Origin of the sequence: Sulfitobacter sp. S190, assembly GCF_025141935.1 — a bacterium.
Taxonomy (GTDB): Bacteria; Pseudomonadota; Alphaproteobacteria; order Rhodobacterales; family Rhodobacteraceae; genus Sulfitobacter.
The window spans coordinates 529819-545367 of record NZ_CP081120.1 but is presented as its reverse complement, the minus strand read 5'-3'; the positions used below and the strand labels follow the sequence as shown (position 1 = coordinate 545367).

Below are 15549 nucleotides of genomic sequence, written 5' to 3'. Positions count from 1 at the left end.
TTTGGCTGGACAGGGTTCTCACCCCATCCAGCCAAGATTTTGTGCAAGAGATCAGCGTCTCTTGGGGATGGCTTAGGCCAGCTCGACTTCGGCGCCAGCTGCTTCCAGCTTGCCTTTGATGTCTTCTGCTTCGGCTTTGTCCACGCCTTCTTTGATCTTGCCGCCGGCTTCGACCAGGTCCTTGGCTTCTTTCAGGCCCAGACCGGTGATGCCGCGAACTTCTTTGATCACGTTGATTTTGGATGCGCCGGCGTTCTTCAGAACGACGTCGAATTCGGTTTTCTCTTCCTCGGCGGCGCCTGCATCGGCAGGACCGGCCATCATGACAGCGCCACCGGCTGCTGGCTCGATGCCGTATTCGTCTTTGAGGATTGTTTTCAGTTCTTGTGCTTCAAGCAGCGTCAGACCAACGATGTCTTCTGCCAGTTTTTTCAGATCAGCCATGTTTAGCTCTTTCCGTTAACGATATGTGTGTTCCAACGTGTTGTTTCAACCAACCCCGCCGGTTTGACGATATTGTCGAATTACGCCGCCTTGTCCTCGATCGTGGACAAGATGGATGCGATGTTGCTTGCAGGTGCGCCAATGGCGCCAGCGATGTTGGAAGCAGGTGCGCCCAGCATGCCCGCGATCGTGGAGATAAGCTCCTCGCGCGAAGGCATTTTGGACACCGATTCCACACCGGCGACGTCCAACGCATTCTCACCCATTGCACCACCAAGGATGACGAACTTTTGGTTCTCCTTGGCGAATTCCTGAGCAACCTTGGCCGCGGCCACCGGATCCTCAGAATAGGTCAGAACGGTCATACCCGTCAGAAGGTCAGCAATGCTTTCGCATGGCTTGCCCTCAAGGGCGATCTTGGCGAGCCGGTTCTTTGCAACACGCACAGCCCCACCTGCAGCGCGGGCGCGTGCACGTAGGTCTTGCATTTCGGCAACTGTCAGACCGACGTAGTGGGCTACCACAACGACGCCAGAGCTTTCAAAGATCTGGCCGAGTTCGTCGACCAGCTGTTCTTTTTGTGCTCTATCCACAGTTTCACTCCAAAGTTTTCGGAGGTGTGACCCCCCGGGCTCGTTTTGCCGGGCGCGATGCCCGACGTCGGGTCCATTACGGGTCCTTCCCAAGACCGTCCGAGAGCAAAGCTCTGAAAAGTCACGAGTTTCCCCGTCTCAGGCAGGAATTATGGTTTGGAAATTCCGCACCACCCGCCATCTCGGACGAAGCGCAAAGAGCGCACGACGAATCGCACGCTCCTTGACTGGACTGCAGATACTTTCTTTGTCGCGTTTGTGCAATGGCTTGCGGCGGCTTTCTGCCCCCGACGCCGGGTCAGGCAGACATCTTGTGCGGCAACCGCGCCCGTTCGGCGGCGCGCTGGTTCTCATCGGTGGCCTGCCGGAATGCGGCGAATTTGGCGAAGGCGTCGCGCCACGGAAAGACAAACAGCCGGTCCGGCGTACGCCACGTCTCGCCGTAATTGATCGCCAACATGGCTTCGGGATCACGCGGGATGGCCAGCCCTGTGGTGGCACATGTACCCAGCGGCAAGACCTGCGAGCGGGTCAGCTCCGCGTTGGTGTGCGGATAGACGTAGACACGGCTGCGGATGACCCATGCGGGGAACAGATCGAGCGTGAAGCCGCCCGTCAGCGTCGTCTTGAGCACCTCGTTACTGCTTTGCTCGGCATCGAGCAGGTTGGCGGCGGCCAGCGTCTCGCGCAACGCCTGCCAGTTGCGGGCGACCTGATTGACCGATGTGCCGGGCACCATGACGGCAAGATCGACGTCATCGTCGTGGGCAATGAAATCGCCATCGCGCGTGACACCCAGAAGGGTGCCGGAGTTGAGAAAGCTTTCGTATCCGTACTTCGTAAGCCAGGCCATCACGGTCGCGACATTCTGCCAGACCGGCGCGGTGTCGACATGGCTGAAGCTGGTGCCGCTATAGCTGTGGAAAGTCAGCACATCGGGGTGCAGATGGGTGTCGATCATCCGCGACAGGCTATCGTATTGGGCAGGATCGCCCCGGTCCGTGTGGATGCGGCGCAGGGCGCGCAGCTCGCGCACGACGACCTTGGGGTGCAAGCGCAACGCCACGAACAGCGCCACGCGCGCCTCGCGGTAAAGGATTCGGCCCTCGAACTTGCCGAGCGCCTTGAGCTCTGCCCAGAGCGGGCCCGCCGCCTGGGTATCGGCCCCCTCCTCGCCCAGAATGGCGAATGCCTGCTGACGGATTTCCTTGATGCGGCGCACGGCGCGGCGCTTGAGGCGGATCGCCTCCTTCTCGGTCAGGTCTGTATCATCCATACCTTGTTACCCTAACTGCTTTGCCGCAGCGTGTTCAGGGAAATATGGCAACTATGTGGCACGCGCCATTTCTTGCCTTATTTCCCGTCAGGACTGTTGCAGTGTCCATACAGACATATCGGCGGTCAACGCCGTGCGGAAGCGTTCGAAATTCCGGTTGGCGCGGCTCCAGCGGAAGACATAGCCGGGGTCGGGTCTGGTCCAGCCGTCGCCGTAGTTCGACGCCAGCATCGCGCCGCTGTCGCGTGGAATGGGCTGGCGGGTGAAAGGGCACACGGCCAGCGGCATCAGCTGATCGGCGTTAAGCGTGCCCGCGGTATGTGGATAGAGCCACACGCGCCCTTCCTCGATCCACGCGGGAAACAGATCGACGTTGATTTCCTGCCCCAGCCGCAGTTTGAAGACCCCGTGATTGCGCTTGACTTCCTTGTCCAGCAGCCCCGCGCCATGCAGCAGGTGATAGGCCCGCGCCCATTCTGCCGCCGCGTCCTCGGCCGTGGTGGCGGACAGCAGCACGCCCAGATCCACATCGTCATCATGCAGCAGCAGACCATGTTCCCGCACCACGCCCAGCAACGTGCCGGAATTGAGGAATGCCGGTCCGATCAGATCGGTGACCTGTGTGATCGCCTGCGCCACGGCGGACCAGACAGGCGCGTGATCTGTATTTCCGAAATGACGGACGAAATGCACGCCCCCCAGATCGACGCCCGCCGCCCCGAGCGCCTTCACCGAGGTCTGGAATGTCTCGAATGCCTCGATCTCGCCAAGGGCGCTGCGCTTTTGAAACAGGTGGTAGAGCTTTTTGGTCGCGCGGCGCGAGGGTTTGGGCGACGCGAGGATCAGCAGTGTTTCGGCTTCCAGCACGGCGGGGTGCATCTGCGCGTCCTCGGCAAGGGAGAGCGCGTCCATCGCGGCGCGGGCGGTCGGAAAATCATGCCCGCCCTCGCCCCCCGACAGCTGCGTCATCAACCTGTCGCGAATGTCGCGCACCGCAGCGAGGGTGCTTTTGTCCTGAACCATGCCCTGCTCCTCGTGGCCGGGCTTGGCGCCCGATCTTCGCGTGCACTCTAGCGTGGGGCGGGCCATCGCAAAAGAGCGCGACCAAAGAAAAAGGGCGCCCCCGGCAGGGACGCCCCGATGATCTGGTGGCCAGGGTCGCGATTATTCGCTGACTGCGTTGTCCACGGAGACGGTCACGCCGGGGCTCATGGTCGAGCTCAGCGCGATCTTCTGCATGTAGGCGCCTTTGGCACCCGATGGCTTGGCCTTGGCCACGGCACCCACGAACGCGCGGATGTTTTCGACCAGTTGGGCCTCGTCAAAGGACACTTTGCCAACGCCTGCGTGGACGACACCGCCCTTTTCGGCCTTGAACTGCACTTCGCCGCCCTTGGCTGCCTTCACGGCGGCCTCGACATCCATTGTCACGGTGCCGACCTTGGGGTTCGGCATCAGGTTGCGGGGGCCCAGAACCTTACCCAGACGGCCGACGATCGGCATCATGTCCGGTGTCGCGATGCAGCGATCGAATTCGATCTTGCCGGACTGTACGGTTTCCATCAGGTCCTCTGCACCGACGATGTCAGCGCCGGCAGCCTGTGCTTCTTCGGCCTTGGGGCCACGGGCAAAGACCGCAACACGGACTGTTTTGCCGGTGCCGTTGGGCAGACCGACAACACCGCGGACCATCTGGTCGGCGTGGCGCGGATCAATGCCGAGGTTCAGCGCGACTTCCATGGTTTCGTCGAACTTGGCGTTGGCGTTCGCCTTGATCAGCGATACCGCTTCTTCCACGGTGACGTTTTCTTTGCCTGCGAATGCTTCGCGTGCGGCGCGGGTGCGTTTTCCGAGTTTTGCCATCTTACTTAACCTCGATGCCCATCGACTTGGCCGAGCCAAGGATGATCTTCATGGCCTGATCCACATCGTTTGCGGACAGGTCGACCATTTTCGCTTCCGCGATTTCGCGCAGCTGCTTGGTGGTCACGGAACCGACTGTTTCACGGCTGGGCGTTTTCGCGCCGGAATTCACTTTGGCCGCTTTTTTCAGGTAGTAGGACGCGGGCGGCGTCTTGATGTCCATCGTGAAGGACTTGTCCTGATAGTAGCTGATCACGGTCGGGCATGGGGCGCCGGGCTCCATATCCGCTGTCTTGGCGTTGAACGCCTTGCAGAATTCCATGATGTTGATGCCGCGTTGACCCAATGCCGGGCCTACTGGTGGGGAGGGGTTTGCCTGCCCCGCCTTGATCTGCAACTTCATCGTACCGACGAGTTTCTTGGCCATTGGCCTTCTCCTTTCAACACCCTCGGGTCGCGACCCTGCGGGATATGTGTTGCGTGGTTACGGTCCGGGCGCCGCGGCCCCCTCGCCTCCCACGATGTGAATCGCCCCGAAGGACGACTGGGGCCGGATACCGAAACGCCGCGCAACTTGCAAGAGCGGAGAGACGGCGGCTTGGGGGGCAGCGTGACAACCGGCGCGAGGATGATCCGCCATGCTGCTACAAGGTGGCGAAAGCCAGGTGAGGGTTTAAAGTAACTGATGCTGCGCTGTACGCTAACGTCCGCACCTTCCCCGCTCATCCAGTGTGGATTTCCTGATGGACTTCCCAAAACGGATTTGTGAAATTTTCGGTATGGAAAATTCAGGTCCTATAACCGGAGGACGTCAGTGCGGAGCAGTCCGCTACAGTGTCGCCTCACTTGGTCGGTCATCCGTTTGTCATTGCCGGATGTGCCAGCGGGCATTCGGTTCATTTTACGCCGCTCTCGTCGTTGCGCAGGACCTGATATGGACGAGCGGACAACCTTCTTTCTTCGCAAGCTCTAACCTCAGCAAACGCGGCTTTTGTCAGGGCTGCGGAACTCCTTTGAGCTTGAAAAATTCTGACGATGCGCTGTTGGAAATAGCGACTGGTTCGCTCGACAATCCCGAGCTTGCTCCACCGAGCTTGCAAATCAATCACCGGTACGCTTGTTCATTTTCGGATGACATTGGAAAACTTCCAACACCGGACAGCGAGACGGTTGCAGAAAACGATGAGTGGAATGCTACCGTGATCTCTTATCAAAAGCCCTAGAAGCGTAGGGTGGCATTTCACTAAGCCGACACACGCTACCAATGACAAATAAGTAACTTGGTCCCGCAGCGTGGACCGCCAAATTCCTTCACGTCAAAGAAATCGGCTGGCACGGGCAGGTTCGTCTGCCGCCCGTGACCGTACAAAGGGGTGCGTGCCGGGCCGGTGGCCCGGCTTGCGGTCAGATCTGTTTGTTGACCTGGGTAAAGTCCAGTTCGACGGGGGTTTCGCGGCCAAAGATCGACACGGTGACCTTGAGCTTCTGGTTGTCCTCGTCGACCTCTTCGACCATGCCGTCGAAATCCTCGAACGGGCCGTCGGCCACTTTGACCTTTTCGCCGATTTCGAAGTGGATGAGCGTGCGGGGCGCTTCTTCGCCTTCTTGCACGCGGCCCAGAATGGCCTGCACTTCGGCATCGCGCATCGGCATCGGGCGACCCTGCGGGCCCAGAAAACCGGTGACGCGGTTGATGGAGTTGATCAGGTGGTAGCCCTGGTCGGACATTTCCATATGCACCAGCACGTAGCCGGGCATGAAGCGCCGCTCGGTCGTGACCTTCTTGCCGCGACGGACCTCGATCACCTCTTCGGTGGGCACCAGCACCTCGTCGATCTGGTCCTGCAGTTCCTGCTCCTCGACCGAAGTGCGGATCTGCTCGGCGATCTTTTTCTCGAAGTTGGACAGGACACTGACCGAATACCACCGTTTTGCCATCTGACCGTTTCGTCCTTCGTCTTGGGGCGCGGGGCGCGCCGTTGCGGGCGCTGCGCAAATTCCTGAATATCGGGGGCATGTGCCACCCTGTCCGCAACAGACCGTGGCGCGCAATTCGAATCGAAGCGCACGCTGTCGCGGTAGGCCTGCGGGATAGCCCGCAGCAGATGAGGATTCAAGTGATTAAAGGTGATTTAGGCGCGGCAGGCAAAGCCCGTCAGCCAAACACGTTCAACACGTACTGCAGGCCGCTACGGATGATAATATCCACAAGCGCGAAGAAAACCGCCGTCAGCGCCGCAAGGATAAACACCATGACGGTGGTCAGCATGACCTCGCGCCGCGTGGGCCACACAACTTTGGCCACTTCGGCGCGGACCTGTTGAATGAACTGAAGCGGGTTGGTGGTGGCCATGGATCAAATCCCAAACATATCTGCGTGCACTGCATCTAACGGCTGCGGCACATGTATTCAAGGCTACAAATCGGGCGTCGGGTACGGGTCTCAGGCGTTGGTGTCCTGCAGGTCGGTAAGGCGGCGGTCGACCGCTTCGTCGTGGCGGGCCTGCGCGGTTGCCATCTCGCCGAAATCGGGCAGATAAAGTCCGTCGACCGTCCCTTCGGGAAACCGGTCGAGCACGGCATCCCAGCGCATCGCGAAGGCGTCGAGCTTGCGGTGCAGCTCCGCCGCGCGGGCGGGACGGCGGTTGGCGTACCAGCGGCCCAGCTTCATCGCGCCGTGCCAGAACCCGTCGTACCCCATCATCAGGAACACACCGGCCAGAATGAACAGCGACAGGAAGACCAGCCCCAGCACCAGCCACGGGCGCAGCACAACAACCAGCAGCAGCGCCGCGAGAATGATATGGCGTCGCGTCGGGCGATAGCTGCGCACCTTGTCCAGCATCGGCGCGCGTGCTTTGGCTGCGGTATCTTTTGCGCGCGCGCGCGGGGGCTTGGGCGTGCGCCGCAGCGACAGGCGTTTGCGCGGGGCGGCGACAGGCTCGGCTGCTACAGGTTCTTCGAGTTCGGGAAAGCTGTCGGCCTTGCGCGGTGCGTGCCGCGGGGCTGCGACAGCTTCGGCCTCGGCGGTCGCTTCGACCGGGGCATTTGCCGCCACCGGTGCGGCATCAACGGCCACGGTTTGCGCCATGAGATCACGGATCGCGGCGATGCTGTCTGCATCGAGTTCCGTCTCCGGTGGATCACCGGCGGGCTGGGTTCGCTTGGCTTCTGACGACATGCGGAGGTCCATTACACTCAATTCGAATGAACCGAGCCTAGGCCACCAATCGGGCGGTTGATTGATCGAATTTCGACAAATTCGGGGCAACCGCCGCGGGATCCGGGAATGCTGGATATCTGGCAGGGGCTGAGGGACTCGAACCCACGACCCTCGGTTTTGGAGACCGATGCTCTACCAACTGAGCTAAACCCCTATGCCGGTGGTCTGGGTAGTCCCAATCGGCCGCATGATCAAGGGGGATCAACCCCAATCAAGCGGATTTTCCCGCAATTTCTTGGAACGGGTCGCCGTCGGTACGCGTTTGAACCCCGAAGCCGAAACAGAAACAAAATTGAAAGGGACGACACATGACCCTCAACAATCTGCACGATGTATACCATGACCAGCTGCAAGACCTTTACAGCGCCTGCAAACAGTCGCTCGAGGCCACAACCGAGCTGGGCCGTGCCGCCAGCGACAAGGAATTGAGCGAAGCCCTGATCGCGGGTGCGAACGGCATTAGCGAAGGGATGGACAAGATCAAATCGCTCTGCGCCACGCATGACATCGACCCCGAGGGCGAGCATTGCAAGGGCATGGAAGGTCTGGTCAAAGAGGCCCGCGCCCACGGTCTTGAAGAAGACTTCGGCGACGACGCCACCCGTGACGCCATGATCATCAGCCAGTACCAGCGCATGGTGCATTATGCACTGGCAGGCTACGGCACCCTGGCTGCCTTTGCCAACCGTCTGGACCTTGACGAGGATGGTGCGATCCTGAGCAAACTGCTCGACGACACCTACGATGGCGATCGCCACATGACCGAGATTGCGACACAAGGCGGCGTGAACAAACAAGCCGCCTGAACGCCCCGACCCCAATGAAAAGCCCCGCCAATGCGCGGGGCTTTTGACGTTTTAAAGGGCCGCCAGCGCAGTGACGTCACCGCCGTAGATGACCGCTTCATGCGTCAGGATCTTCTCGACCGGCCAGTCCCACCAGGCAATATCGAGAAGCGCCGCACTCTGTGGCTCCGGGAACCGGCGGCGCAGGGGCCGGGCCGGGTTGCCGCCCACGATGGTATAGGCCGCCACATCGGCCGTAACCACGGCCCCCGCCGCGATGATGGCTCCTGTGCCGATCCGCACACCGGGCAGGATGCGGGCGCCCTGCCCGATCCACACATCATGGCCCACGTGGGTATCCGCCCCCGGCCCCGGCATCGACGGACGGTCCGCAAAGCCATCGCCGCCAAAGATCGCGAACGGAAAGGTGGAAATACCGTCGTGGCGATGATTGGCCGAAGCCGTGATGAACTGCACCCCGTCGGCGATCTGGCAGAACTTTCCGATATGCAGGCGCTCTGGGCTGAAGTCGAACAGGTATGGGGCCAGCCGCGCGGCCCAGTCCTCGGGCGGGTCAAACGCGCTGGCGTAGGAATAATCACCGATTACCATGCGCGGGTGGTCGATGACCGCGCTGAGGAAAACGGTGCCGGGGTGCCCGGACCCATCGGGCAGCGAAACGGGATGGGTGCGGGTCGGCGGCGGGAAAGGGCGGTGGGCTGACGGATCTGACATAACGGTCTCCTCGATCTTGATCTCATTTTAAGGTTCAGATCGCAGACTTGTTCATGTCACCCTCCCTCGGTCGGGTGTAGCCTAGGCAATCGGACGCGCAAGTCCAAGCATCTTTGCGCCTGCCCGACTTAAAGCGCCACACCGCAGGGCAGGCCCATTCATACAAGGTAGACGATGACAGATATTTCCACCGCCGACGCCAGTCCGCAGCGCAGTTTCATCCGGCACGTGGTCTTTTTCAGCGCCCGCGACCGTGCCGATCTGGAAACCGTGCACAGGGGGCTGTCGATCTTGCAGGGCATACCGGGCGCACAGTGCTTCGAAGTGTCTTACAACCGTCATGTGGACCGCTTCTCCGACGCGGTGGATGTGGTCGTCTATGCCGAGTTTGAAGATCAGGCAGCGCTGGACCGCTACCAAAGACATCCGCTTTATGAGGAATCGATCCGTATCGTGCGACCCCTACGAGACCTGCGCGTGGCGGCGGATTTCTGAGGAGCGGCGGGGGGGGTCTTTGGTCTTGGACACGCTCAAGCTGGCGCGTCTCGCGGTCTCCCTGTCGTGACAAAGGGCGCCCGAGGGACGCCCTTTGCATTGTCGGGTACGTGCATCGGCCCTGTGGGCCGCTACACTTACTCCGTGATCTTCGACACGCTTTGACTGGCGCGTCTCGCGGTCTCCCTCTCGTGACAAAGGGCGCCCCGAGGGACGCCCTTTGCACTGTCGGGTAGGTGCATCGGCCCTGTGGGCCGCTACACTTACTCCGTGATCTTCGACACGACACCCGCGCCGACGGTCCGGCCGCCTTCGCGGATCGCGAAGCGCAGGCCCTGCTCCATCGCGATGGGCGCGATCAGCTCGACGTCGAACTTCAGGTTGTCACCCGGCATCACCATTTCAGTGCCCTCGGGCAGCTGAACCGTGCCGGTCACATCCGTCGTACGGAAGTAGAACTGCGGACGGTAGTTGGCGAAGAACGGCGTGTGACGGCCACCCTCTTCCTTGGTCAGGATGTAGGCTTCGGCTTCGAACTTCGTGTGCGGGTTCACCGAACCGGGCTTGCACAGCACCTGGCCACGCTCGACGCCGTCACGGTCAACGCCACGCAGCAGCGCGCCGATGTTGTCGCCCGCTTCGCCAGAATCCAGCAGCTTGCGGAACATTTCAACGCCCGTGCAGGTCGTCTTCTTGGTGTCGCGGATGCCGACGATTTCGATCTCGTCGCCCACGTTGATCACGCCACGCTCGACACGGCCCGTCACAACTGTACCACGGCCCGAGATCGAGAACACGTCTTCGACCGGCATCAGGAACGGCTGGTCAACGGCACGTGCGGGCGTCGGGATGTACTCGTCCACAGCCGCCATCAGTTCCTTGATCTTCTCTTCGCCGATTTCGGGCTTGTTGCCTTCCATCGCCGCCAGCGCGGAACCCGCGATGATCGGAATGTCGTCGCCGGGATACTCGTAGGACGACAGCAGCTCGCGGATTTCCATTTCCACCAGCTCCAGCAGCTCCTCATCGTCGACCTGGTCAACCTTGTTCATGAAAACAACCATGTACGGGATGCCAACCTGGCGGCCCAGCAGGATGTGCTCGCGCGTCTGAGGCATCGGGCCGTCGGCCGCGTTCACAACCAGGATCGCGCCGTCCATCTGCGCCGCACCGGTGATCATGTTCTTGACGTAGTCCGCGTGGCCGGGGCAATCGACGTGCGCATAGTGACGCGCGTCGGTTTCATACTCGACGTGTGCCGTCGAAATCGTGATCCCGCGGGCTTTCTCCTCGGGCGCGCCGTCAATCTGGTCGTACGCCTTGAAATCACCGAAATACTTGGTGATCGCAGCCGTCAGTGTCGTCTTGCCGTGGTCAACGTGGCCGATCGTGCCAATGTTGACGTGCGGCTTGTTACGTTCAAACTTTTCCTTTGCCATGGTGGGCGCCCTTCCAAATTGCCTGAGGTCCGATGCGGACCTGATTTGCATATGGCGGGCGGCATATTTGGTCTGGGCGGCAAAATCAAGCAGGTCTTGCGGCATGGCGCGCGAATATATCGGCACCGCGGCGGATGGCCCGCCGCGCCGCGCGCGCATCCTGCCAAATGCAGATCAGCCGTTGTCGGTTTCGGCCACGTCCTGCGGGGCATCGCCTGCAGTTTCTTCAGCATCGGGACTTGTGTTGAACCAGCCGTTTTCGGCGTTCATCTTCACCAGGTAATTCTCGATCTGCTTGACCGCGTTCTGGCTGAGATTGCGGAATTGCTCTTCGGCCGACTTGGTATAGCCCGACCCCACGAGCGGCCCCTGATCCAATGATTCTATGACCGTGATCTGGTGCGGCTTGTCGGTCAGCTTGAGATTGCGCGCGTCGTCCCACACGGTGATCTGGATGATCATCGCGGATTTGGGCGCGGCAACGACCGGCACACCCGGAGGGGCAAGAAAGTAGCTCTCGATCGAAATGCCGAAATGGTAGCCCCGCGCGCCTTCGTAGCGGTCGAACCGTTCGGCCACCGCGCTGCGCAGCGTTTCGATCATCTGCTCGGTGGGCAATTCGCGCCCCAGCGGCACCTTTTGCACCTTGGGGGCCACGACCACGTTATGCACAAGGTTGAAATCCCCCAGCGGCACGGGCGCTTCGTTCAGGTCGCGCGCGCCGTTGCATCCCGCCAGCAGGGCGGCGGCCAGCAACAGGCCAAATCCACGTCTTTTCATTGATTTGCCTCTCCCCGACATCGTTGCCCACGTGCGTAGCGCATGGCTCAGAGCGGTGCAATCACTTGCGTGGCTGGCGCCGTTGACGCCGCGCGCTATGTTGCAAGACAGCATGAAAACCGAAGCCGCCCCCCCGATGTATCCCGTTTGTGTGCCGCTGTTGCACGACGAAATCGGCATGATGCGCAGCCTTGCCATGGTACGCGACAACGTGCTGTCGATCATACCGGATGCGGCGCTGGATGCCCCGATCCTGTCGGGGCGTACGGGCAAACGCTGGCATATGGTGATGGATCCGCCGGCAATCCGGCAAATCCTGCTGGAGCGATTGGACAATTACCCCAAGTCGGATGTCACCAAGAACCTGCTGGCCCCGGCCATTGGCGAGTCGCTCTTTATCGCCGAAGGCAGCCATTGGCGGTGGCAGCGGCGTGCGGCGGCACCCGCCTTTTCGCACCGCAACGTGACCGCGCTGGCCCCCGTCATGACAGCCGCCGCCGAACGGACCGCGCAGCGCATCGCCGCCACGGGGCCCCGCGCCGTGAACATGCTGGACGAAATGGTCACCGCGACCTTCGATGTGATCGCCGATGTCACCTTCTCGGATCAGGCAAGTCTGGACCGCAGCGCCGTGCACCGCGCGATTGACGCCTACATCGCGGATGCGGGCAAGGTCGGGCTGCTTGACGTGCTGGGGCTGCCCGGATGGGTGCCGCGCCCCGGTCGCATGAAATCCGCCCGTGCGCTGGAGCAGACAAAACAGGCCGCCGACCGCGCCATCGAGGCCCGCCATGCGAGAGGCCCGGGCGATGTGCCCGACCTGCTGGACCTGATGCTGGGGGCGAGCGATCCCAAGACGGGGCGTGAAATGTCGACGCAGGAACTGCGCGACAATCTGCTGACCTTTATCGTGGCGGGTCACGAAACCACGGCGCTGACGCTGGCTTGGGCGTTTTACCTGCTGGGGTTTGATCCCGATATGCAGCGCCGCGCGCGGGACGAGGCGGTCGGCGTGCTGCAGGGCCGCGCCGCCACCGCAGAGGATTTGCCCGATCTGCCGATTGCCCGCATGATCATCGACGAAACCCTGCGCCTTTATCCTGCCGGCGGTTTGATCTCGCGCACCGCACAGGGGCCCGACACGCTAGCGGGCACCGAAATCCGCCCCGGCGACACCGTGATGGTGCCGATCTACGCCCTCGGCCGCAGCCGCAGATTGTGGGAGGACCCAGACGCGTTCCGCCCCGAACGCTTTGCCGATCGCAAGGCGATTGACCGTTTTGCCTACTTGCCCTTCAGCGACGGGCCGCGCGTGTGCATCGGCGCATCCTTCGCTCTGCAAGAGGCCGTGATCATCCTGTCGACCCTGCTGGGGCAGTTCGAATTTACCGCCGTGCCGGGCAAAACGCCTGTGCCGCGCATGATCATCACGCTGCGCCCGGACGGCGGTGTCTGGATGACGGCCAGACCCCTCGCGTCAGACGGTTCAGTCGCAGATTGACTGCAGATCGTCCCAATCGGCCTCGTCCAGAATACCGCCGTATTGCGCATTCGCATCCGCCGCAGCACGCGCGCGGGCAATGCGGCTGCCCAAGGTCGGATGACTCATGAAGTGGGCTTCGACACCCTCTGCATCGCCGTATTCCTCGCGCAAGCGGTCAAACATGTCACCCAAGGCAGCGGGCGAGACGTTGGCGTTTTCCAGCATACCATAGGCAAAGGTGTCGGCCCCCGCTTCGGCCCCCTGAGAGTAGCGCGCCGCGACCAGCCGTTCGGCCATGAAAAGCACCGCAGCGCCCCCCGCAAAATCGCCAAAGAGCAGCCCCAGTATCCCGATGGAGCCGGCAGAGCGCAGCGCGTGTCGCGTCGGATCGCGGTTTTCCACATGACCGATTTCATGCGCGAGCACGGCGGCAATCTCTTCGGGCGTTTCGGCAGCGTCGATCATGCCGCGAAAGAACACCACATAGCCACCGGGCAGCGCGAAGGCGTTGATCATTTCGTGGTCGAGCACCAGCAGGGTGATGGCCGCAGCCGCGTCATCGCCGTCTTGCAGGGTGTCGAGCATCTGCGCGAACGCCGCCTGCCCGCGCGGATTTTCGCACACCGGCAACGGCGGCAATCCCGATCCGGCCAGCATGCCGCGCACTTGTCCCAAGGTGGCCTCGCCCAGCGCGGCCTCTCCCGCGGGGGGAATGAACGTGGCCAACCGGTCGGACAGCGCGGGGATCAGCACGCCGACCTGAAGCGCAACCGCCGCCACTGCACCGATGCCCCACGCCGCAATCCGGCCAAGCCCCTTTGGCGCGGTGCGGCGGCGGGCCGCTGGCAGAGTCTTGATCAGCGCATCGGAACGCACAAGCAGACGGGCAAGCGGATCGCCCTCGCGCCGCAAACTGGTGCCGCCGCGGTCGGACGTATCCGGCAGGACGCGTATTTCAGCGAGCGGCCAACGGACCGTCGGCACCCCCTCTTCGGCAGACGCGATGGTCAGCGTGCCTGCGAGCGCGTCAAGCTCCAGCGCCACAGGCCGACCCAGTGGCCTGTCCCCGTCGAAATAGACGTAATCGGCCACGCTTTGGGCGCGCGGGGCCAGGGGCGGCGGCTGCGTCATATCGCAGCCCCCAGATCAAGAGCTTCGGCAAACCCTTCGGCTTCGGCGAATTCATCGCGGGCGCGCTGGCTGATGCCCTGCAACCCTGCCGTACCGCTCAGCGAGAGGGTCGCGGCCATGTGGCGCATCAGGGGAAAGGTCACAAAAGCGTTGTAAAGCGCGCTCCACAGCAGGAACACACCAAGGTAGGACAGGGCGAAAACAAGGGTCCGCAACAACAGTGGCAGCCCCTCCAGCACGCTGTTCTCGACCGACACGAGATCGCCCACGCCCCACAGGCCAAAAGCCAGCGCCAGCAATCCGGCGATCCCCATGACCAGCAGGGTATAGGCGATCAACGTCCCCAGCACGTAGATCACCGACACCTGCAACGCGCTCAGCTGTGAGACAAGCGCAACGCCGTTCGCCGTCTTGTGATTGGCCAGAATGCGCTTTGCCGCGAACCGGTAGTGCACGGCACCGTAGCCCAGCAGAAAGAACAACGGAATAAACAGCAAAAGCCGTGACGGTGCGGTTGTCTCGATCTCGGGCTGCGCACCGAACGGGTTTTCAAGCGCATCGCCGACTTGCTCCAGCGCGCCCAGAGGGCCCCCGGGAAAAACCGGGGTCAGCACCAGCACCCACAGGGTCAGCAAAGCACCGCATCCAACGGCGACCAGCATCGGGATCGCGGCGCGGTAAAGCATGGTCCAGCGCCCCCCCTGCGCCAGCCGCGCGGAGCCGAAATAGGTCCGGTCTGTTTTGTATTTCTCGAGGTAGAATGTCATGCGCGGCCACAACAGGCCCAGCGTGCACAGCGTGATGGCCCAATGCATCAGGGCGCGCAGCGCATACCCCCACGCCCCGGGCTCCAGCCCGAAACGCACCCCGCGCCAGCGCGTGCGCGCCAGCACGTAGCGCCGCGCGCGGTATTGCGCATAGAACCACAGCGGCACCACACCGGCAAAGCTCGCGACATAGCCGAAGACCGAATTATTAAAGACCGAAAAGCTGACGAACATCAAAACGAGATTCACAAGCCCGATGTAGAAGGTCAGGATGACCACGGCGATGAAAAAGCCCAACAGCTTTTCCAGAGGGTCGCCCACGTATTCCATCGGGTGTCCGCCCGGCCGGATCGCGGACCAGAACCAGCGGCGCAAGCGGGTTTTCATCCAGAACCGGTAAAACCCCAGCGTCACGATCGACAGAAAACCCGTTTTGACCGCCAGCCAGAACAGCGCCGATCGCGCGCCCCCGAACCACACCGGCATGTTCAGGTCCGGCACCGGTGGCGGCGCGGCGGATGGCATATCGCTCATG

General features: G+C 62.0%; 18 protein-coding genes and 1 tRNA gene. 4 read left to right on the top strand and 15 right to left on the bottom strand.

Annotated elements, in window-relative coordinates:
- Positions 1-72 precede the first annotated feature (72 nt).
- The 6 genes from rplL to rplK form a co-directional block, all read right to left on the bottom strand.
- The gene (rplL, locus tag K3756_RS02825; protein WP_259990701.1) at positions 73-444 is read right to left on the bottom strand and encodes a 50S ribosomal protein L7/L12; all 372 of its coding nucleotides are present in this window, start codon (positions 442-444) and stop codon (positions 73-75) included.
- A gap of 80 nt (positions 445-524) precedes the next feature.
- Positions 525-1037, bottom strand: coding sequence for a 50S ribosomal protein L10 (gene rplJ / locus K3756_RS02820; protein ID WP_259990698.1), 513 nt, complete (start codon positions 1035-1037; stop codon positions 525-527).
- 298 nt (positions 1038-1335) lie between these two features.
- Positions 1336-2313 (bottom strand): LicD family protein, encoded by a 978-nt coding sequence (locus K3756_RS02815; protein WP_259990696.1) that lies wholly within the window; start codon positions 2311-2313, stop codon positions 1336-1338.
- An 87-nt stretch (positions 2314-2400) separates the two neighbouring features.
- A complete protein-coding gene (locus K3756_RS02810) occupies positions 2401-3336 on the bottom strand; it encodes a hypothetical protein (protein WP_259990694.1) in 936 nt (311 codons plus the stop codon).
- 141 nt (positions 3337-3477) lie between these two features.
- On the bottom strand, positions 3478-4176 hold the full coding sequence (gene rplA, locus K3756_RS02805; RefSeq protein WP_259990692.1) for a 50S ribosomal protein L1: 699 nt from the start codon (positions 4174-4176) through the stop codon (positions 3478-3480).
- Between the two features lies 1 nt (position 4177).
- On the bottom strand, positions 4178-4603 hold the full coding sequence (rplK, locus tag K3756_RS02800) for a 50S ribosomal protein L11 (RefSeq protein ID WP_259990689.1): 426 nt from the start codon (positions 4601-4603) through the stop codon (positions 4178-4180).
- A 316-nt stretch (positions 4604-4919) separates the two neighbouring features.
- Between rplK and K3756_RS02795 the strand changes: the two genes are divergently transcribed.
- Positions 4920-5399 (top strand): GFA family protein, encoded by a 480-nt coding sequence (locus K3756_RS02795; RefSeq protein WP_259990687.1) that lies wholly within the window; start codon positions 4920-4922, stop codon positions 5397-5399.
- Positions 5400-5580: 181 nt separating this feature from the next.
- Here the strand turns inward: K3756_RS02795 and nusG are convergent, their stop codons facing one another.
- The 4 genes from nusG to K3756_RS02775 all read right to left on the bottom strand — a co-directional run bounded on the left by nusG (position 5581) and on the right by K3756_RS02775 (position 7553).
- Positions 5581-6114: a transcription termination/antitermination protein NusG gene (gene nusG, locus K3756_RS02790; protein ID WP_259990685.1), complete on the bottom strand. Its 534-nt coding sequence runs from the start codon at positions 6112-6114 to the stop codon at positions 5581-5583.
- 217 nt (positions 6115-6331) lie between these two features.
- Positions 6332-6529: a preprotein translocase subunit SecE gene (gene secE, locus K3756_RS02785; RefSeq protein WP_259990683.1), complete on the bottom strand. Its 198-nt coding sequence runs from the start codon at positions 6527-6529 to the stop codon at positions 6332-6334.
- A 90-nt stretch (positions 6530-6619) separates the two neighbouring features.
- Entirely contained in the window at positions 6620-7357 is a 738-nt protein-coding gene (locus K3756_RS02780; RefSeq protein WP_259990681.1) for a hypothetical protein, read from the bottom strand.
- A gap of 120 nt (positions 7358-7477) precedes the next feature.
- Positions 7478-7553 (bottom strand) — tRNA-Trp (locus K3756_RS02775).
- Between the two features lie 154 nt (positions 7554-7707).
- On the opposite strand from K3756_RS02775, the gene K3756_RS02770 reads away from it, so the two are divergent.
- Positions 7708-8205, top strand: coding sequence for a DUF892 family protein (locus K3756_RS02770; RefSeq protein WP_259990679.1), 498 nt, complete (start codon positions 7708-7710; stop codon positions 8203-8205).
- A 51-nt stretch (positions 8206-8256) separates the two neighbouring features.
- Here the strand turns inward: K3756_RS02770 and K3756_RS02765 are convergent, their stop codons facing one another.
- Positions 8257-8919 (bottom strand): CatB-related O-acetyltransferase, encoded by a 663-nt coding sequence (locus K3756_RS02765; protein ID WP_259990677.1) that lies wholly within the window; start codon positions 8917-8919, stop codon positions 8257-8259.
- Between the two features lie 174 nt (positions 8920-9093).
- Between K3756_RS02765 and K3756_RS02760 the strand changes: the two genes are divergently transcribed.
- Entirely contained in the window at positions 9094-9414 is a 321-nt protein-coding gene (locus K3756_RS02760) for a Dabb family protein (protein WP_259990676.1), read from the top strand.
- 263 nt (positions 9415-9677) lie between these two features.
- Here K3756_RS02760 and tuf read toward each other — a convergent pair whose 3' ends face one another.
- A complete protein-coding gene (tuf, locus tag K3756_RS02755) occupies positions 9678-10853 on the bottom strand; it encodes an elongation factor Tu (RefSeq protein WP_259990674.1) in 1176 nt (391 codons plus the stop codon).
- A gap of 174 nt (positions 10854-11027) precedes the next feature.
- Positions 11028-11633, bottom strand: coding sequence for a hypothetical protein (locus tag K3756_RS02750; protein ID WP_259990672.1), 606 nt, complete (start codon positions 11631-11633; stop codon positions 11028-11030).
- Positions 11634-11745: 112 nt separating this feature from the next.
- Here K3756_RS02750 and K3756_RS02745 point away from each other — a divergent pair, with 112 nt between their 5' ends.
- A complete protein-coding gene (locus tag K3756_RS02745) occupies positions 11746-13134 on the top strand; it encodes a cytochrome P450 (protein WP_259990669.1) in 1389 nt (462 codons plus the stop codon).
- On the opposite strand, the gene K3756_RS02740 is transcribed toward K3756_RS02745, so the two are convergent.
- Entirely contained in the window at positions 13120-14247 is a 1128-nt protein-coding gene (locus K3756_RS02740; protein ID WP_259990667.1) for a M48 family metallopeptidase, read from the bottom strand. The genes K3756_RS02745 and K3756_RS02740 overlap by 15 nt on opposite strands.
- Positions 14244-15548, bottom strand: coding sequence for a DUF898 family protein (locus tag K3756_RS02735; RefSeq protein WP_259990665.1), 1305 nt, complete (start codon positions 15546-15548; stop codon positions 14244-14246). The genes K3756_RS02740 and K3756_RS02735 overlap by 4 nt, the downstream gene beginning before the upstream one ends.
- Position 15549 lies beyond the last annotated feature (1 nt).

What these genes read in the sequence shown, in the direction of transcription:
- rplA (WP_259990692.1), bottom strand. Translation starts at nt 4,176, where the DNA reads ATGGCAAAACTCGGAAAACGCACCCGCGCCGCACGCGAAGCATTCGCA.
- K3756_RS02810 (WP_259990694.1), bottom strand. Translation starts at nt 3,336, where the DNA reads ATGGTTCAGGACAAAAGCACCCTCGCTGCGGTGCGCGACATTCGCGAC.
- K3756_RS02750 (WP_259990672.1), bottom strand. Translation starts at nt 11,633, where the DNA reads ATGAAAAGACGTGGATTTGGCCTGTTGCTGGCCGCCGCCCTGCTGGCG.
- tuf (WP_259990674.1), bottom strand. Translation starts at nt 10,853, where the DNA reads ATGGCAAAGGAAAAGTTTGAACGTAACAAGCCGCACGTCAACATTGGC.
- K3756_RS02760 (WP_259990676.1), top strand. Translation starts at nt 9,094, where the DNA reads ATGACAGATATTTCCACCGCCGACGCCAGTCCGCAGCGCAGTTTCATC.
- K3756_RS02795 (WP_259990687.1), top strand. Translation starts at nt 4,920, where the DNA reads ATGGACTTCCCAAAACGGATTTGTGAAATTTTCGGTATGGAAAATTCA.
- rplK (WP_259990689.1), bottom strand. Translation starts at nt 4,603, where the DNA reads ATGGCCAAGAAACTCGTCGGTACGATGAAGTTGCAGATCAAGGCGGGG.
- nusG (WP_259990685.1), bottom strand. Translation starts at nt 6,114, where the DNA reads ATGGCAAAACGGTGGTATTCGGTCAGTGTCCTGTCCAACTTCGAGAAA.
- rplL (WP_259990701.1), bottom strand. Translation starts at nt 444, where the DNA reads ATGGCTGATCTGAAAAAACTGGCAGAAGACATCGTTGGTCTGACGCTG.
- K3756_RS02780 (WP_259990681.1), bottom strand. Translation starts at nt 7,357, where the DNA reads ATGTCGTCAGAAGCCAAGCGAACCCAGCCCGCCGGTGATCCACCGGAG.
- K3756_RS02815 (WP_259990696.1), bottom strand. Translation starts at nt 2,313, where the DNA reads ATGGATGATACAGACCTGACCGAGAAGGAGGCGATCCGCCTCAAGCGC.
- secE (WP_259990683.1), bottom strand. Translation starts at nt 6,529, where the DNA reads ATGGCCACCACCAACCCGCTTCAGTTCATTCAACAGGTCCGCGCCGAA.
- K3756_RS02740 (WP_259990667.1), bottom strand. Translation starts at nt 14,247, where the DNA reads ATGACGCAGCCGCCGCCCCTGGCCCCGCGCGCCCAAAGCGTGGCCGAT.
- K3756_RS02745 (WP_259990669.1), top strand. Translation starts at nt 11,746, where the DNA reads ATGAAAACCGAAGCCGCCCCCCCGATGTATCCCGTTTGTGTGCCGCTG.
- K3756_RS02735 (WP_259990665.1), bottom strand. Translation starts at nt 15,548, where the DNA reads ATGAGCGATATGCCATCCGCCGCGCCGCCACCGGTGCCGGACCTGAAC.
- K3756_RS02770 (WP_259990679.1), top strand. Translation starts at nt 7,708, where the DNA reads ATGACCCTCAACAATCTGCACGATGTATACCATGACCAGCTGCAAGAC.
- K3756_RS02765 (WP_259990677.1), bottom strand. Translation starts at nt 8,919, where the DNA reads ATGTCAGATCCGTCAGCCCACCGCCCTTTCCCGCCGCCGACCCGCACC.